Source organism: Shewanella halotolerans (assembly GCF_019457535.1).
Lineage (GTDB): Bacteria > Pseudomonadota > Gammaproteobacteria > Enterobacterales > Shewanellaceae > Shewanella > Shewanella halotolerans.
The window spans coordinates 426,954-445,085 of sequence record NZ_CP080417.1 but is presented as its reverse complement, the minus strand read 5'-3'; the positions used below and the strand labels follow the sequence as shown (position 1 = coordinate 445,085).

15 protein-coding genes are annotated in these 18,132 nt (G+C 55.4%); 4 read left to right on the top strand and 11 right to left on the bottom strand.

Features of this window, described 5'->3' with window-relative positions:
- Position 1: 1 nt before the first annotated feature.
- From mshL to K0H81_RS01985, 10 genes are all read right to left on the bottom strand, one after another.
- Positions 2 to 1,684: a pilus (MSHA type) biogenesis protein MshL gene (gene mshL, locus K0H81_RS02030; RefSeq protein ID WP_220059711.1), complete on the bottom strand. Its 1,683-nt coding sequence runs from the start codon at positions 1,682 to 1,684 to the stop codon at positions 2 to 4.
- Positions 1,685 to 2,011 carry an MSHA biogenesis protein MshK gene (locus tag K0H81_RS02025; protein WP_434086875.1) on the bottom strand — a complete coding sequence of 109 codons (327 nt, stop codon included), beginning with the start codon at positions 2,009 to 2,011 and terminating at the stop codon, positions 1,685 to 1,687.
- Positions 1,992 to 2,648, bottom strand: a complete 657-nt coding sequence (locus K0H81_RS02020) for an MSHA biogenesis protein MshJ (RefSeq protein WP_220059709.1) — start codon at positions 2,646 to 2,648, stop codon at positions 1,992 to 1,994. The genes K0H81_RS02025 and K0H81_RS02020 overlap by 20 nt, the downstream gene beginning before the upstream one ends.
- The gene (locus K0H81_RS02015; protein WP_220059708.1) at positions 2,645 to 3,250 is read right to left on the bottom strand and encodes a PilN domain-containing protein; all 606 of its coding nucleotides are present in this window, start codon (positions 3,248 to 3,250) and stop codon (positions 2,645 to 2,647) included. The genes K0H81_RS02020 and K0H81_RS02015 overlap by 4 nt, the downstream gene beginning before the upstream one ends.
- On the bottom strand, positions 3,251 to 4,129 hold the full coding sequence (locus K0H81_RS02010) for an MSHA biogenesis protein MshI (protein WP_220059707.1): 879 nt from the start codon (positions 4,127 to 4,129) through the stop codon (positions 3,251 to 3,253).
- A gap of 236 nt (positions 4,130 to 4,365) precedes the next feature.
- The gene (gene csrD / locus K0H81_RS02005) at positions 4,366 to 6,276 is read right to left on the bottom strand and encodes an RNase E specificity factor CsrD (RefSeq protein ID WP_220059706.1); all 1,911 of its coding nucleotides are present in this window, start codon (positions 6,274 to 6,276) and stop codon (positions 4,366 to 4,368) included.
- 173 nt (positions 6,277 to 6,449) lie between these two features.
- On the bottom strand, positions 6,450 to 7,697 hold the full coding sequence (locus K0H81_RS02000) for a malic enzyme-like NAD(P)-binding protein (protein WP_144200046.1): 1,248 nt from the start codon (positions 7,695 to 7,697) through the stop codon (positions 6,450 to 6,452).
- A 179-nt stretch (positions 7,698 to 7,876) separates the two neighbouring features.
- On the bottom strand, positions 7,877 to 8,647 hold the full coding sequence (locus K0H81_RS01995) for a thermonuclease family protein (RefSeq protein ID WP_220059705.1): 771 nt from the start codon (positions 8,645 to 8,647) through the stop codon (positions 7,877 to 7,879).
- 460 nt (positions 8,648 to 9,107) lie between these two features.
- Positions 9,108 to 9,320, bottom strand: coding sequence for a 50S ribosomal protein L31 (rpmE, locus tag K0H81_RS01990; RefSeq protein WP_011864187.1), 213 nt, complete (start codon positions 9,318 to 9,320; stop codon positions 9,108 to 9,110).
- Between the two features lie 180 nt (positions 9,321 to 9,500).
- Positions 9,501 to 10,277 carry a FimV/HubP family polar landmark protein gene (locus K0H81_RS01985; RefSeq protein WP_220059704.1) on the bottom strand — a complete coding sequence of 259 codons (777 nt, stop codon included), beginning with the start codon at positions 10,275 to 10,277 and terminating at the stop codon, positions 9,501 to 9,503.
- Between the two features lie 265 nt (positions 10,278 to 10,542).
- Here K0H81_RS01985 and priA point away from each other — a divergent pair, with 265 nt between their 5' ends.
- The 3 genes from priA to K0H81_RS01970 all read left to right on the top strand — a co-directional run bounded on the left by priA (position 10,543) and on the right by K0H81_RS01970 (position 15,199).
- Positions 10,543 to 12,738, top strand: a complete 2,196-nt coding sequence (gene priA / locus K0H81_RS01980; RefSeq protein ID WP_220059703.1) for a primosomal protein N' — start codon at positions 10,543 to 10,545, stop codon at positions 12,736 to 12,738.
- A 122-nt stretch (positions 12,739 to 12,860) separates the two neighbouring features.
- The gene (argS, locus tag K0H81_RS01975) at positions 12,861 to 14,606 is read left to right on the top strand and encodes an arginine--tRNA ligase (protein ID WP_220059702.1); all 1,746 of its coding nucleotides are present in this window, start codon (positions 12,861 to 12,863) and stop codon (positions 14,604 to 14,606) included.
- Positions 14,607 to 14,620: 14 nt separating this feature from the next.
- Positions 14,621 to 15,199 carry an SPOR domain-containing protein gene (locus K0H81_RS01970; protein ID WP_220059701.1) on the top strand — a complete coding sequence of 193 codons (579 nt, stop codon included), beginning with the start codon at positions 14,621 to 14,623 and terminating at the stop codon, positions 15,197 to 15,199.
- A 98-nt stretch (positions 15,200 to 15,297) separates the two neighbouring features.
- Here K0H81_RS01970 and K0H81_RS01965 read toward each other — a convergent pair whose 3' ends face one another.
- On the bottom strand, positions 15,298 to 16,992 hold the full coding sequence (locus tag K0H81_RS01965; protein ID WP_220059700.1) for a beta strand repeat-containing protein: 1,695 nt from the start codon (positions 16,990 to 16,992) through the stop codon (positions 15,298 to 15,300).
- 593 nt (positions 16,993 to 17,585) lie between these two features.
- On the opposite strand from K0H81_RS01965, the gene hslV reads away from it, so the two are divergent.
- Complete coding sequence (gene hslV, locus K0H81_RS01960; protein WP_011864181.1) at positions 17,586 to 18,110, top strand: ATP-dependent protease subunit HslV; 525 nt, start codon at positions 17,586 to 17,588, stop codon at positions 18,108 to 18,110.
- The last annotated feature ends 22 nt before the right edge of the window (positions 18,111 to 18,132 follow it).

Genomic DNA, 18,132 nt, shown 5'->3' with positions numbered 1-18,132 from the left:
CCTACTCCTGTTTCTCTTCTGGGTACCAGCGATCCAGCAGTGCCTTAGAGCGTTGCAGCTCGGTCTGCCAGGTCTCGGCGCCCACCACGGTCGGCTTGAGCAGGATCACCAGCTCAGTCTTGCGTAGCGAGTTCGAACGGTTGGTAAAGGCTTCGCCCAGAAACGGAATATCCCCCAGCAGCGGCACCTTAGAGACCAACTCGATATTCTCGCTCTTCATCAGGCCGCCGATCACCACCACATCGCCGGTATTGGCCTTGATGACAGTATCCGACTCGCGGATCTCGCTCTGGGCCAGCGGCAGCTCGAGTGTGCTGTCTGATACCTTGATCGACTTGTTCTGTTCCTTGATGTCGATAACCGATGGATGGATGTGCAGCAGCACACTGCCCTGCTCGTCGATCTGCGGGGTCACGTCAAGCGCGATGCCCGAGAAAAACGGCGTCAGCTCCACTTCCGGCGTGGTGACAGGCGTGGTGCCCGCTACCGTGGTCGAAGACACATCTGTCACGAAATACTCGTCGCGGCCCACCTTGATCACCGCCTTCTGGTTGTTCGAAGCGGTCACCCTTGGGCTGGACAGCACATCCACATCACCCTGAGTATCGAGCAGGTTAATCATGGTGCTAAAGTCTTTGCCCTTGACCTGTAAGGAGGTGATGCCGCCTATGGCCGAGGTGATCACATCCCCTAGACCATCGGGCGCCTTCGAGGTACCAAACTCGATGCTGTTGTTACCACTCTGACCCAGTACGCTTTCCCAATGGATCCCCTGCTGATAACCGTCAGACAAGGTCACCTCGAGCACCTTGGCCTCGAGGATCACCTGACGCTGCAGATGGCTCTCGGCGGTCTTAAGGAAGGTCTTCACCTGACGCAGCTCGTTGGGAAAAGCCCTGATGGTCACCAGGCCCGCCTGCGGGCTGACGACCACCTGACGGCCGTCACCCGTGGTGCCTATAATAGATTCCAGGGTGTCCTTCAGCTCACCCCAGAAGTCTGTCTTGGTCTTGGAGCGGATAAAGGTGCCGTTGGTGGTCTCGTTGCTATTGTTGCTATTGCTGTCGCCACCGTTGTTGTTCGAGTTATTGTTGTTGTAATTATTGCTGTTGTTGCCGTTGTTATTTCGGTTGTTATTGTTGTCCGAGATCCGCCCTGAGTTCACCGAGGTTAGCGACAAGCCCTGGCGCTCCATGTAGAGATAGTTGAGCGGGAAGGTCTCGGTGCGCATGCCAGCAGGGAAGACACGCAGGATACGTCCTTCTCGGCTCACCTCGTAGCCATAGATATCTTCGACCACCTGCAGCGCCTCACTCAGGGTCACCCCCTTGAGGGACAGAGAGACTGTACCTGTCACGTTAGGGTGCACGGCCACGCTCAGGGGGGTGCCCTGCACCAGGCTCGGGAAGAAGACCTTGGCATCGACATCCTTGGCCGACACATCGAAACGTCGCTCGCTCGGCTGGCTTGGGGTCAAGGAACCTAGCAGGCTCGATGACTGCAGCTCACGCTGCACAGAATCTGGCATCACGGCCGCCGGTGGTGGCGTTTGTGGCTTATTCTGCGCCGCGGCAATCGAGCTATCGATCGCCGATTTCGACTCGACAGGCTGGGGACGATCCGTTGTCTGACAGGCGGCTAACATCAGCACGAGCAGAGGTGTTATGGTTTTCATCGCAGTCATTTATTGTCCCTTTGTCGCAGTTACTTCTGGGTAGAGCTTAAGCTGGCGGCCATCGGCAAGCCAGACACCCTGCTTAGTGATGCGAGTGATCCTCACACCTTGTACCCTGTCACCCGTGGTGAATGTCTTGTTATTGATAATGGCCGTCGCCGATTGGTCTGTAATCATCAGGCTGTTGAGCACCAGCTTCTGTCCGCCTTGATGCTGCGCCGAGCCTGGGGCCCCTGCACCTGGACGGGTAGGATCCCTCAGGGTCTGGGCCGAGGCCTGAGTCAGCCCAAGGCAAAGCAGCGCCAGCAGGCAAACACTAATCTTGATTCGCAACACTGATAAAGTCCTTGTTAATACTGAGTGTGTAGACCTCTAACGTCACCTCGGCCTTAGGATAATCGCCCACCAAATAATCCAGTTGGCGCCAATAGAGCTTATTGGGCATGGCCTCGACCGCCTCGATAAACTTGAGGGTGGCAAAGTAATCTCCCTCGAACGCCAGCTTGATGCCGTGGCTATAGAGATTGAGTTTGTTCTCATCCCCTAATGCCAGCAACGGCTTAGGCGCCAGAGACTCGAAACTTTGCAGGCGTATCCCCTTTACCCGACCCAGCAACTCGCCGAGCATGGTCGGCATCTTGTCGGCGGGCACCATGTCGACCATCTGAAACGACAGCTGCTGATCGAGATCCTTGGCTTGCTGTTGTAGCCCCGCCAGACGCTGACGATATTCCTGATCGGGGTCGCTCGCCAGAGTCTGCTGATACAGGTCAATCTGTTGCTCTGAGATCCGGTTCTCTGCGGTTAAGGCCTTGATATTACTCTGCACACGGCTGCTCTGGGTCAGCAGAGACTCGAGCGGCAGATAGAGCAACATGCCGATCACCACCACGACTGCCACGGCGATCATCACCCGCTCGCGCTGACTCAGTTGATCGAAGGCTTCGCCCCAGCGGGCTATCTGTTGTTTCATTTCGCCTGCTCCTCATCGCGCTTGCTGCGCAGCACAAATCCCAGCGGCTGCTTGTCGCCCCGGTTCATGGTGAGCGTGCTAAAGGCCTGCCCCTTGAGCGGCTCAACCCCTTGCAGGCGTGCCAGCCAGAGGGGGACTGCGTTGGGCGCGGCGCTAAAGCCTTCGAAGACAAACTGATCTTCCTGCACCTGGATGCGGCTCAGCCAGAGTTGATCGTCGGTCACCCGTGCAAGGCCGGTCAGCAGGGGAGAATAACCCTTGCTGGTGAGGGTCTCCACATGGGAAAGTTCGCCGAGCAGCAGACGCTTGAGTTCCACCTGCTGCGATAGGAGATCCACCTGCTGCACCAATGCCTGAGAAGCGCTACGCTTGGCGATGGCCTGCTCGAGCTGCGCCTTCTGTTGATCGAAAGCGGCCTTGTCGCTGAGTAGCTGATGCTTGTCGGCCTCCAGGCTTCCCAGATGCAGATAGGCCAGTAGGTTGGCGGCCAGCAGCAAGACAAAGAGGCCGAAGCCAAGCTGTAGCAGACGCGTAAAGGAGAGGCGCAGCCTGGGCGGTAACAGGCTGGCAGTAAAGAGGTTGACCCGCAGTTTTGGATTCATCTAGGCAGGCTCCTCCGTTTGACGTTCAAGCTCGGCCAATGCCCATTGGGCCAACTTATCCTGCACCTGATCACAGGCGATCACCTCGACGGCCTGATCGAAGTTCCGACTCAATAGCTGAGCCAGCATCTGACGCTCACCGCCCATCAGCAGGGCGATAGAGGCTACCGGCGCCTGGCGCAGCTGGCTCTCGAAATAATCCATGGAGCGCTGCAGCTCCAGGCTGAGGTTATCGGCGACGTTAAGCTGCAGATCTTCGCTCGAGACTCTATCTATCTGACTAAATCCGCGGATACGGCGCTGCATGTAGAGCTGCCCCTGTTTCACCACGGTCAGCAACAGCTCGCTCCCCGGCTTATGACAAAGCACCATGTGCGCCAGCTTATCTTCGGCGCCATAGTTACTGATGGCCATCTCTTCGATGCTGATCCCGGCAATGGTCACCTGGTGCTTATCCGCCGCCTTGATCAGCGCCTGCAGCATGGCCTTGTTGACCGCAACCACAGTCACCTTGTTGTTGGTGGACTCTGGCGACTCAAAGTAATCCAGATGCAGGGACTCGACGGGCTCTGACACCATATCCTTGATTGACCAGACGAGCGCCTGATGCATCTCCTCGGGCTGCACCATAGGCTTGTCGACCACCAGCAGCTGGTAGAAGTCCTCGCTGAGCACGAGTTGCAGATGAGGCGCAGGGATCTTGTCGGTCAGCGCCTCAAATACGCCAGACCAGTCATCGCCCGCCAGGGGCAGTGAGAATGAGGTGTCGCTGTCGCGCTGGAAGAAGGTCACAGCGGCGGCGTTGAGGTATACGCCCAAATCGACTCTATCGTGCTTGGTTTGCCAGAAGGCAAATTTACTCAAAAGACTATTTTCCATTTAAGGCATATCCACCAATTTGATACTCACGCGCCATGAGTGTCCCAAATCGCTCTACCTCAAATGCCGGATGGATATTGCCTCGAGGAAAGCGTCAAAATAATAGCGTTATTGTAGCGACTAATCGCCTAATTTTATAGAAAAAATCTAACATCAATCAGATACACTCAGATAAACATAGAACAGTAACCCTGCCCTAACAAGCCCTTATCAGGCCCAACAGGGAGATAACAAAATCACGCGGCCTCGAGGGGGTCGCTAAAGAAACTGCCCTGTCCTGCACTCACCCCTAAAATCTTCAACGTCTGCCACTCCTCCAACGACTCGACCCCTTCGGCAAAAACCTGCACCTCGGTACGATAGAGTCCGCCGATAAGGCTTCTGACAAACAATTGATTCTCTTGGCGTAAATGTATCTGTCGCACAATAGATCTGTGCAGCTTAATCAGATCCACGCGGCAGGATTGAAGATACTGGGTGCTCACCACCTGCTGCCCTACCCGGTCGACACACAGGCTGGCACCCATCTTGGCGATCATATCCAGCGGCGCCTTCAGTTTCGCCAGGTTATTCACCAGGATATCTTCGTTGATCTCGAAGATCAGCCGCGGCGTCAGGTGACGATACTCCAGCAGGGTCGTCTGTAGCCAACGGATAAAGGCGCGGCTGGTAAGCGTATCCAGAGAGAGATTAATACTGTATTTCCGCTTGTTCTTGGGTGACTTGGGTAACAGATCGAACAACACGGCCTCGATCACCTGACGCTCGATCTGGGGGATCAGGCCGCACTTGATCGCCATGGGCAAGAACAGGGTCGCGCGCACCAGGTTGTCGCTGCTGTCGCGCAGACGACAGGAGACCTCGCTGTGGTGCTCCTTGCCATCGCTGTCGAGTATCGCCTGGGTGAAGGGCACCACGCGCTTGTTGACCAGGGCATATTCGAGGAAGCTGCGCCAGCGCACCGAGCCTCTGGCAAACTCCTCGTCCACCACGCCCTTGTCATACATAAACCAGCCGCTGTTGCCCTGAAACTGGGCCGCCCGCAACGCCATCTCGGCCTCTTCGATCAGCTGCTCCTTGCTCTCGCCCACCTTGAAGTAGGCGACGCCGATATGAAAGAAGTCATCGCGATTGTTCACCCCTTCCAGGGGCTGACTCAGGCAAACCTTGAGCAGCCTGGCGGCCAGCTTCTCGGCATCAGCCAGGGAGATCTGCGGCACCACGATGGCAAACTGATTGTAGGAGCGACGGGAGAAGATGCTGTTGGCCTGACTGTCCAATAGATGACTGATGCCGCCTATGGTCTGGGTGAGCAACTCCTGAATGCTGAACTCGTCTGCTTCCTGCTGTAAGAGATCCAGATCTTCCATTTCCAGCAGTAGCAGCACCCCGGGGGCCATCATGCCATCCTTGTTGCTCAGGGCGTCCAGGCGGTTCTTGAGGAACAGGCGATTACCTATGCCCGACTCGGGGTCGAGGAAGGTGTTGGAGCGAATAAACTGATCGAACCTGGCACGCTGCTTCTGGGCATCATCGAGCTCAAGCAACATCTGGGTCAAGGCGCGGTTGATAAGCCTTGGACGGCCATGGCCCGTCTCGGCTAGCGCCTTGTCATAATCTCCCGAGAGGATCAGATGACTGCGCTTGGCCAGATCTTCTATGCCCTGCAGCTGCAGCGCCAGCCAGAGGTAGCCGCGGCGCACCAGCAGGCCTACCGCTATGCATCCCACTAGGAACACCAGACCGCCGTGCCAGCTGATGTTGTGCAGCAGGAAGGGCTGAGGCAGGCTGATATGAAAATGCAGGTCTAAGGTCTCGTTGAGTACCCTGTCGTAGTTGACCACACTCTGATCATGATTACCCCGGTCGAAGCGGTACAGCGTCTCATCACCCCGGATCAGGGTAAATTTTTGTGCATCGTAGGCGGCCAGGATCTGCGGCAGCCAGATATCCAGGTGCTGAAGCTCGTGCCTCACCTGATGCTGCAGCAGCATCTCTTCCAGCTCTGTCATCTGTTGCTGTTGAAACTTATAGGTGAGCTGAATGAAACTGACCAGAGCGGTAAGCAGAAAGATGAAGGCGACCGCAGCGAGGGAAAGCAGCCAAAAGCCGGTTAACTTCTTGGTGAGGAGTTGTGTCAATTTCATTTCCGCTTCCTGCAGGATTATTATTATTTTTTACGTCTGAGACCGCTTTATCATCTAGGATCCCGAAAGGCTTTATCACCTAGGCTGAGCAACACCATTACCATACAAATAAAGCCGTAAAGGCACAATAAAAAAGGGCCCTGAGGCCCTTTTCTTATCATTACCATCGCCGATTAGGCCATGTAGTGCTCAGGCAGTGTTGGCAAGGCCGCAACACCCGAGTCGATAGCCGCCTGGGCAACGGCCTTGGCCACGTTTGACAGCAGGCGTGGATCCATCGGCTTAGGGATCACGTAATCAGGGCCAAACTTCAGCTCGGTCACGTCTGGATAAGCAGCCAATACCTCGGCAGGCACAGGCTCTTTCGCCAGGGCTGCTATGGCATGTACCGCGGCAATCTTCATCTCGTCGTTGATCTTGGCGGCGCGCACATCCAGGGCACCACGGAAGATGAAGGGGAAGCAGAGCACGTTGTTCACCTGGTTAGGGTAATCGCTGCGACCGGTACCCATGATCAGATCTTTGCGCACATCGTGGGCCAGCTCAGGCTTGATCTCTGGATCTGGGTTTGAACAGGCAAAGATCACCGGCTTCTCGGCCATCAGGGCAACATCTTCAGCACTCAGCACGTCTGGGCCAGACAGACCCAGGAAGGCGTCGGCGCCCTTGATCACATCCTGCAGGGTGCGCTTGTCTGTGTTGTTGGCAAACAGCGCCTTGTATTCGTTAATATCTTCACGACGGGTGTGGATAACACCCTTACGGTCCAGCATGTAGACATTCTCACGCTGCACGCCACACTTCACCAACATGGTCATACAGGCGATAGCCGCCGCACCTGCGCCCATACAGACAAAGACCGCCTCTTCCAGTTTCTTACCCTGGATCTCGAGGGCGTTGATCATGCCAGCCGCGGTCACGATGGCCGTGCCGTGCTGATCGTCGTGGAATACAGGAACGTTACAACGTTCAATCAACGCCTTCTCGATCTCGAAACACTCGGGTGCTTTGATATCTTCCAGGTTGATGCCACCGAAGGTATCGGCAATCGCCTCGACCGTGTTGATAAACTCTTCGGCGGTGCGGTGCTTCACCTCGATGTCTGTGGCATCGATATTGGCGAAATGTTTGAACAGCAGTGCCTTACCTTCCATCACAGGCTTAGAGGCCAGTGGGCCCAGGTTGCCCAGACCTAAGATGGCGGTACCGTTAGAGATCACGGCAACCGTGTTGCCCTTGGCGGTGTAACGGTATGCGTCGTCAGGATTGGCAGCGATTTCACGCACCGGCTCGGCCACACCCGGACTATAGGCCAGCGCCAGATCCATGCTGGTCTCTGCGGGCTTGGTCAGGCTAACGGCGGTTTTGCCTGGTACGGGGAACTCATGGTAGTCAAGGGCTTGCTGACGGAAATCGGCCATTTTAGTAATCCTGCAAAAAATGCGACAAGTGTATTCAGAGTAAGGTCTTATTTGCCCCGCCTCGCTCCCCCAGATTTGGCGAAAATCGACGCAGGTCATTAGAGCGCTAAGATACTCGAAATTAGGCGATTTTTAAACAAGATATTAGAAAATTTCAGTTTATTATGAAGCCAAATGGTCTAAGGCTTATTTTGCAAACTTATCTGCGAAGGATGATGGGCAATCATCTGCCATTTTTTGTAGGAATAATACAACTCACCACGCACAATTACCGGACTTTCAAGCAGGTTTAGGGTTAAAATGTTGCTAAATTTACCAGATTCTTCTCTAGGTATACCCACATAAAAGATTTCATCGATAATCAGCCACAATTGCTGACCTTTTCTTTCAAAACCCGTCACCACTCCTCTGACCTCTCGCCAGCGATTGCGATCGTCACGATTTAACTCATTCGGCAACTTGGCCTGATAGCTTTTATGGCTCCATAATCCACGTTGCTCCTGGCGGGCCTGACGCTCGATATTGGCCAAACACTGCCAGAAGTAATCGTTCTGATAGACCCTCGCCTTGGCATAGCCCTGACTCAGCATCATCTCCTGCAGGTGCTCTCCCTCCTCGGTATAGGCATAGGCTAAGGTTTTCCCTTGGGGATCCAGACGTTTACGATCGAAGGCCAGTTTGAGTTTCTGCCCAGGCACCAGGCGCTCGGCGAGGAAATTGCGCGCGCGATTGGCGAAGGGCTCAGACAGCTCAGGGTAGTGCCTGTCTATCTCGGGCGAATCGATGCCGATAAGCCTGAGCAGACGACCATCTTCCAGCATCAAGGTATCGCCATCGATCACCGAGGCTAAGGTGACAGTCTCATCATAGTGGGTTGGCGCACACAGGCTGCCAGCGGCAGTCGCCAGGAAGGAGCAGAGAGAAAGAGAAAGGGCCAGAATCTTGTCCATAATAAATCGCTTCCCTAGATTAAACGCTCAGTCATCAGTAATATCATAACCTTACAAGCATGTTAGGCTGATCGCCAACTCTATTCAAGAAAGCCCACTTGCAGGCCCACTTGCAGGCACAGTGACGGAATAAGTGGCAGGCTGAGCCCATAGGCACAGGCCAGCAATAACAGACAGTAAAAATCCACCTTCTGAAGAAGGTGGCTTTGTATTAGCCCCCTCAAAGGGGGCCAAAAGCGTCTATTTATTTACCCAACCTATTTTTGGCTCTATTTAGCCTGCTTATAGCATTGGGAAAGTGATTACACCGCCCCGTTCGATGGGTAACTGCATCTATCTATCAATGCGAATTACAGGCAAAGCCTAAATGATGATAACCACCTACTGAAGTAGGTGGTTTAGGGCTGAAAACAAAAAAGGCGCCATATAGGCGCCTTTTTCAGAGTTCTTTGCAGAAGTATTACTTCTTGCCAAGCATACCGAAACGCTTGTTGAACTTGTCGATACGTCCACCGGTATCCATAACTTTCTGAGTACCAGTGTAGAATGGGTGACATGCACCACATACGTCCAAGTGCAGTGGCTTACCTGCAGTTGAGTTTACTTTGATAACGTTACCACAAGTACAAGTTGCAGTGATTTCAGCATATTCAGGATGAATGCCTGGTTTCATTGGGATTACCTCAAGTTTAAGGCCATGTCGCACTTCCAACCCGAAGTCGGACACCACATGCAGTTAATAGAATATTTAGGCGCGAGATAGTACAGGATACCATCAATAGTTACAAGCATAGCCTGCAACTATTCTCCTGCATTATCTGATTTTCCTTCTAGCAGCAATCGGCCGCCGTGCTTATTCTGCGACCAGCGCCTCGAAGGCCGCTCGTGCCGCATCGGCGCTCAGGTATCTCTGCTTGAGGGCCGCCGACGGACACTTGAGGGTCACATCCGCCCGCAGGCCATTGATCTTACCGCCATTAAAGGCATTGGGGTTCGCCTCGAAGATGGCCAGCATGGCGCCGTAGGTGCTCAGCTCCCACTGCTTGGCATAGTCGCTGCCGAGACGCCACAGGGTTTGAGGCGGGGCATAATCCAGCTGACATCCCTGCTGCACCCGATCGCCGGCATCAACAGGCGGTAAACTTGCCAGTGACTGCTGAGCCGCTGCAAGGGGTTGCGACGGCTGCTTGTTGGTCTTGGCTGTTTTAACCGGCGTATTTGATTTAACAGGCTTTGATTTAACCGGCTTGCTCTGCTGATAAGTCGTCGAGGCGTTAAACAGCGGCATCCGCTTCACCTCCTGCCAGTTATTGACCAGATACTCCTTGATCACCAGCTGCGCCTCGCCATCTTCCACCTCCTCGACACCGCTGAGCAGCAACATATAGGTGTTCATCGGCTTGACCATCAATCGCTCACTGCCGGAGCGCTGCTCGACGATAAACTGCACCTTATCCAGGTTGACCGATTGGGCGACGATATTGACCCTGAGCGTCGGGCGTTGCCCCAGATCTGACAGCCTTTGATTGATACTGACGTGGGTAAGCTTCGCCCAGGCGGGCAGACTCATAAGCCCGGCTTGCCCCAGCAGCACTAGGCACAGCATGACCAGATATTGCACTCTCTTCATCGCAACCTTCTTATCCCTGTTTGGGTGGATCGATTCGACTGTCAGACGCTCACCTCAGGGTCACACGCATCCGCCATCCGGCCAGTCGACAACCCCGAGTCTCACCTAGCTATTAAGCAACAAGCTCTTTGATGTTTCAACAATTTTGTCACAAGTCTTAGATCTGAATAGCCTAGGCTTTCCACCTACTTGTGACAGATTCTGGTAGCCCTCGTCAGGCTGTCTGGTTACACTTGCTCTACTATTATTGCTGCCAGCCGAATCTATGTCCCTGTTTGTCGAAGTCGCCCTCCCCGTCCCCATGCGCCAGGCCTTTAGCTATCGCGTCAAAGAGGCCGATCTCGACAAAGCTCAGGTAGGTGTCAGGGTCAGGGTACCCTTCGGTCGACAGCAACTGATCGGGTTGGTAACCGGCCTAAGCCAAAGCTGCGATCTGGCGCCGAACCAGATCAAGTCGGTTATCACCTTCCTCGACCATGAGGGAGTATTGCCCCCCTCGCTATACAAGCTGACCCAATGGGCCGCCCGCTACTATTTTTGCAGCCTGGGGCAGATGTTGTCACAGGCCCTGCCGGTCGCCCTGCGTAAGGGTGCCGAGGTAGAGGCCCAGCAGCTACAGATCTGGCGCGTGACCGCTGCCGGACAGGAAGCGGATATCGATCTGCTCAAGCGTGCACCCGCCCAGCGCAAGCTGCTGCTTGCCCTGTTAGAGACAGAGCTCAGCCAGGATGAACTCAATGCCCTGGAGCTGAGCAAGACGGCGCTAAAGGCTCTTGTTGAACGGGGCTGGATAGAGTGTATCGAGCGGCGTATCGAATCAAATCTCAGCTGGCGCGACGGGCTCGAACTCGATGAGACGCCCCATCAGCTCAATCCCGAGCAGGCCATCGCCGTCGCCACCCTCAACCAACAGCAGGGCTACCACTGCACCTTACTCGAGGGGATCACGGGCTCGGGCAAGACTGAGGTCTATCTGGCACTGCTGGAAACTGTGCTTAAACAGGGTAAACAGGCACTGATCCTGGTGCCCGAGATTGGCCTGACACCCCAGACCATCAGCCGCTTCAAGCGTCGCTTCAAGGTGCAGGTGGCGGTGATCCACTCTGGGCTCACCGACAATCAACGCCTGAGCGCCTGGCGTCTGGCTAGAAGCGGCGAGGCAGCCATCATAATCGGCACCCGCTCGGCGCTGTTCACCCCCATGCGCTATCCAGGCATCATCATCCTGGATGAGGAACACGACGCCAGCTTCAAACAGCAAGAGGGGATCGGTTATCACGCCCGGGACTTAGCCGTGATGCGCGGCCATCTCGAATCGGTGCCCGTACTCCTTGGCAGCGCCACCCCCTCCCTGGAGACGCTACAGAATGCCCTGTCTGGACGCTACCAACACCTGAGCCTGGGCAGCCGCGCCGGCGCCGCCGAGAAGGTGCGCCAGGGGATCATCGACATCCGCAATCAGCCGCTGAAGAATGGTCTCTCCCATGGCCTGCTCAACGAGATGCGAATCCATCTGGATGCGGGCAATCAGGTGCTGCTGTTTCTTAACCGCCGCGGCTTCGCCCCGGCGCTGCTATGTCACGAGTGCGGCCACCTGCACGAGTGCGATCGCTGCGACGCCTTCTTCACTGTGCATCAATCCCTCGGCGAGATCCGTTGCCACCACTGCGGCAATCAGTACGCCATCCCCAAGCAGTGCCATCAGTGCGGCAGCACCATGCTGATGGGCCAAGGGGTGGGCACAGAGCAGCTGGCCGACGCCCTGGCCAAGGAGTTTCCCAACTACCCTGTGGTGCGAATCGATCGCGACACCACCAGCCGCAAGGGAGCGCTGGAAACCCACCTTAACGCCATCCATAAGGGGGAATATAAGATCTTGGTCGGCACCCAGATGCTCGCCAAGGGGCACCATTTCCCCGACGTCACCCTGGTCGGCCTGTTAGATGTCGATGGCGCCCTGTTCAGCGCAGACTTTCGCGCCCCCGAGCGTTTCGGTCAACTCTATACTCAGGTATCGGGCCGCGCCGGACGAGCGCGCAAGCCGGGCACAGTGCTGCTTCAGACCCACCAATGTGACAACCCCATACTGAGGGAGCTGATGCACAAGGGCTATGGCGAGTTCGCCCGCGGTCAGCTGGAGGAGCGTAAACAGGCCCTGTTGCCGCCGGCCTGGCACATGTTGCTGCTACGCGCCGAGGCCCACAAGGCACAGGACGCCGATGCCTTCCTGGCCCAGGTTGCCCAGTTACTGCCGCAAGACGAGCAGTGCGAGATCATAGGCCCCATGCCCGCTCCCATGGACAGAAAGGCCGGCAAATTCCGCCGTCAGCTGATGTTCCAGACCAAGACCCGCGGGCTGTTGCAGCAGGCCTTCGAGCAGGCACTGCCGCAGATCGAAGCCCTGCCACTGGCCAAGCTATGCCGCTGGAGCCTAGATCGCGACCCGCAGGATCTCCTGTGATCAAAAAATGCAAAAATAGCTCATAAAAATCCGACCAGAGGATAGCAATTGGCCACCACAAACGGCTAAAATACGCGGTTATCCCTGAATCTTTTTATTTAGCAACTGTCGATTAAACGCCAATGAAATCACATATTCAATCTTTGCTCGAACAAGCCATTCAAACCCTAAAACAGCAGGCGATCATTCCTGCCGATTTTGAGGCTCGTATTCAGGTTGACCGAACCAAAGACAAAACCCACGGTGATTTTGCCACCAACCTAGCCATGATGCTGACCAAGGTGGCTCGCAAGAATCCTCGTGAGGTCGCACAGCTGATAATCGATAGCCTGCCACAAGACAGCCAGGTGGCTAAGGTTGAGATCGCCGGCCCAGGTTTCATCAACTTCTTTATCGATGAGAACGCCCTGACCAACCAGCTGATGACCGCCCTGAACGACGATCACCTGGGCGTAGTCCTGCCGACGCCGCAGACAGTAGTGGTTGACTACTCGTCGCCAAACCTGGCCAAAGAGATGCACGTAGGTCACCTACGTTCAACCATTATCGGTGACGCCGTGGTACGCGCGCTGGAGTTCCAGGGTCACAAGGTGATCCGCCAGAATCACGTCGGCGACTGGGGCACCCAGTTCGGCATGCTGCTGGCCTACATGGAAGAGCTACGCGCTAAGCAAGGCGAGCAAGCCCAGGTTGAACTGGCAGATCTCGAGAGCTTCTACCGCGCCGCCAAGGTACGTTTCGACGAGTCGGAAGAGTTTGCTACCCGCGCTCGCCAGCTCGTGGTTGAGCTGCAATCGGGCGACGAGTACTGCAACAAGCTATGGCGTGAATTTAACGATATCTCCCTAAGCCACTGTCACGAAGTTTATGAGCGTCTGGGTGTGAGCCTGACCCGCGCCGACGTGCGCGGCGAGAGCGCCTACAACGATGACCTCGAGCAGGTGGTAGTGGATCTGGATGCCCAGGGGCTGCTGTCTGAAAGTAACGGCGCCAAGGTGGTCTTCCAGGATGAGTTCCAAACCAAAGAGGGTGAACCACTGCCGGTGATCATCCAGAAGGCCGACGGCGGCTTCCTGTATGCCACCAGCGATCTGGCGGCGATGCGCTATCGCTCAAACGTACTCAAGGCCGACCGCGCCCTGTACTTCGTCGACCTGCGTCAGGCCCTGCACTTCCAGCAGGTATTCAGCCTGGCCCGCACCGCTAACTTCGTCCGTCCAGAGATGAGCCTAGAACACATGGGCTTTGGCACCATGAACGGCGAAGATGGTCGCCCATTCAAGACCCGCTCTGGTGGGGTGGTGAAGCTGGTTGACCTGCTGAGCGAGGCCGAGACCCGTGCGCTTGAACTGGTACGCAGCAAGAATCCTGATATGGATGAAGAGGAGCTGGCCAAGATCGCCAAAGTGGTGGGTATCGCCTCGGTGAAATATGCCGATCTCTCGAAGAATCGCGCCAGCGACTACATCTTCAGCTTCGAGCAGATGCTGAGCTTCGAGGGCAACACGGCGCCTTACCTGCTTTACGCCTACACACGTGTTGCAGGCATCTTCAAGCGTGCGGCCGATATCGACCTCACGGGCGCCAGCATCAAGCTGGAGCACGACAAAGAGAAAGAGCTGGGCAACAAGCTGGCCCAGTTTGCCGAGGTGCTAGGTCGCATGGTGGCCAAGGGTCAGCCTCACGCCCTGTGTGGCTACCTGTTTGAACTGGCGGGCGCCTTCTCAAGTTTCTACGAGGCCTGCCCAGTGCTGGCGGCCGACAGCGAAGATGAGAAGAAGAGCCGTCTATTGCTGGCACAACTGACCGCTAAGACGCTGAAGCAGGGCCTGGATCTACTGGGTATCGAAACCTTAGAACGCATGTAGTATAGGGCGCCAGGATGAGCAATCGCGATTACGCCAACAGAAGACCTGCCTCGAAAGGACGTAAGAAGAGCACGGGTGGCCGACGTCAGCCGGCACCAAAGCCGAGACGTTTCCCCTTCGTGCTCTCTCTGGTGACCCTAGGATTAGTAGGCGGTTTCGGCTACTTCCTCTGGAGCATCAACGACAGCGCCGACAAAGTAGAGACTCAGCCCGAGGTACAAACGGTTAAGCCTAAGGTGGTCAAGAAGGACCCCAATGCGCTGCCGCCTAAGCCCAAGGAGGAGTGGACCTACCAGGAGGAGCTGGAGAATAAGCAGGTCGAGGTGGATATCCCAGAAAACACCGCGCCGACCCGTCCCTATCAGATGCAATGCGGCTCCTTCAGGAAAGAGGCTCAGGCCAATGAGATGAAGGCGGTGATCGCCTTCCAGGGCCTGGAGGCGCAGGTGCGTAAGGTCAGCGGCAGCAACGGCACCTGGTATAAGGTGGTGCTCGGCCCCTATGAGCGTAAACGCCTTGCCGAGAAACATCGCCACATACTACAACGTGGCGGCCTCAACGGCTGTCAGATTTGGTTCTGGGAAGGCGGCTAGCCTTAGCAGACTAAAGACGGGCCCTGGTCCGTTTTTTTATGTTTGAGGCAATAAAAAAGCCAGCGTAATGCTGGCTTTTTGTTGTCTGCGTTAATCGCTTAGTTCTGGGTGATGGTCGCAGTGTTACCGAAACCACCAGCCTGCATGATAGAAGCACTATCGTTCATGCCCAGCTGGTTGATGGTCGCCAGGTTGTGTGCGCCATCAAGCCCCAGGCCAGATTGCTCGATCATGGCGTAGTTGTCATCGCCCTGTTGCAGCAGCACGACGTCATTGTATTCGCCACCGCTCTGGTTAACCCAACCTTCGTTGTTGTTGCCTGTCTGGTCGATATCGGCGGCACCGAAATCGCCCATCTGAGCAACAGTCACGCGGTTTAGCGAGGCAGTCTGGTCAATGTCGGCCATGTTGTCTGTGCCGCTCTGGCTCACCATGGCACCTTGATCTAGGCCATCCTGATTGATGTTTACGATACCGCCCACGCTAGCAGTTTGATTCACGTTGGCATTCAGCTGGCTACCTGGGCCCTGGGCCACAAATACCGCCGAACCATTAACACCTGACTGCATCACAGTCGCCGTAGAGTCGGCAGCCTGATCCTGCGCCACAACAACATTACCGTTTTCGCTGGCATCGATCTGGTCGATGAACACCTTGGAATTATCAGACTCGTTAAGCTGGCTCACCAGGGCGATGTTACCGTTACCCACCTGGTTTACGCTGGCCTCAGCCATGAATGAAGTATCCTGGTTGATGTTCACGTTGTTGAAGTTACCCACAGTCGTTACGGTCGCCGACGCTGGCTCATGGTAACCGAAGCCATACTGACGCACTGTGGTGGTGTTGGTGTCACCAGTCACATTCACGGTCGCAACGCTGTCGTTCACATGCTCTTGATTAACTGAGGCGATGTTAGACTCACCATTTTGCATCACGCTCAGACTGGTGTTGATGGCATGCTGTTGCAGTGTATTCACATGGTTGAAGCTGCCAGTTTGCGACACGCTCGCCGTGGCATTCAGGCTGTTATCATCCTGAGTCACGCTCGCCAGGTTATCGCTGCCGTTGCTCTGGGTCACATCGGCGGTGCCGATTGAGCCGTTGATCTGGTTGATGGTGATGCTCGAGTCGGCAGAGCCATCCTGAGTCGCCGTTGCCATAGAGCTGTTGGTGATCTGATTAATCGCAACAACCGAACGCTCGGCGTTGTTCATCTGATTAACGTTAGCAATGTTCTCGGCGCCGGTCTGTACTACGGTCGACAGGGCGTCGGTAGAGGTATCTTGATCTGTGTTAGCGCTGTTGTTGTTACCAGTCTGCAATATGGTTGAACCGGCTGGGTTATGGATGCCGAAACCATACTGTCTGATGTTGGCGTTGTTGGTGTTGCCTTGTTGCACAACGATCGCCTGCGAGTCGTTAACATGCAGCTGGTTCACATCGGCGTTGTTGCTCTCACCGGCCTGGGTAACCGTCGCATGAGTGTTGTCCATGTGCTCTTGGTTAACGGTAGCGTTATTTGACGACACAGACTGAGTCACCATGGCGCTAGAGTTCGCGACGCCGCCGATCTGATTGATGGTGGCCGTTTGTGCATCACCGGCTTGGTCGATAGTTGCCGAGCTGTCGAAACCCAGGGCGGTGTTGATGGCCGCAGTATGGTTAGTACCAGTCTGCACCGTCGAAGCAATGTTACCCGAACCATTTTGTGAAGTTGTCGCCGTGCTGTCGGCAGCGTGGGCGGTACCTATTGTCATCGCAATAGCGGCGGCCAGTGGAAGTAGCTTTGTCATGAGTAATATCCTTTACTAAATTTATCTGTCGGGGCGCTCGCCTGAGGCAACCCCTGTGCACACCACCTAGGTGGTGCAATCCTATGCAAGTCTCAGCAGTAACATGAAACTGCGATTACCAGATGCCGAATCTTCTTCGCCCATCACTCGATGTTGGCGCATCCTGCGAAGATCCCGACAAGCGTCACCGTGCAACCTCCGGCCTGTCGACCCTACACCGCGAACCGTTTTCCTTTCATCCCCATGTTTGAAACAAGCGGCTTAGAAACAAGCGCCAGCCTGTGCTGGCAGGCAAAAGTATGCGGACAAGCCTCTCCCCCTTCATCCGGCTAAGGTATGAAAGCCCACCACCAAGCGGCTAATTTTGCCCAGACGCCCCCCCTCTTTAGTATTAGCCCCAGCGTCATACTTGAATGAGTAAGGCGATAAAAATAAACGGCTTTTAGGTCGCAGAGGCACAAAACTCGGCTTTTCTCCTCTGGCGTGGGTAAACCTATGGTTGATCTCCCTTGAAAAACAAAATGCCATCCCCATATCTAAGCTATTGTCCACCGATGAGTTTCCTACTCGTCGGCTTGAGAAGAGGAAATACCGTGACCACAATCGTTTCAGTACGTCGCAATAATCAGGTTGTCATTGCCGGAGACGGCCAGGTATCACTGGGAAATACAGTGATGAAAGGAAACGCCAGAAAGGTTCGACGCCTGTATCACAACAAGGTCCTCGCGGGCTTTGCCGGCGGCACCGCCGATGCCTTCACCCTATTCGAACGCTTCGAATCTAAGTTAGAGATGCATCAGGGCCATCTGATGCGCGCCGCGGTCGAGATGGCCAAAGATTGGCGCTCAGACAGGGTGCTGCGCAAGCTCGAGGCACTCTTGGCGGTAGCCGATACCGAATGCAGCCTGATCATCACAGGTAACGGCGATGTGGTGCAGCCAGAAAACGACCTGATCGCCATAGGCTCAGGCGGCAACTTTGCCCAAGCCGCGGCCACGGCACTGCTGGAAAATACCGATCTCAGCGCCAAGGAGATCGCCGAAAAGTCTTTGACCATTGCCGGTGACATCTGTGTATTCACTAACCAATTCAAGACGATAGAAGAACTGAATTACTAACACTGAGCCCGCTCACTGTTAC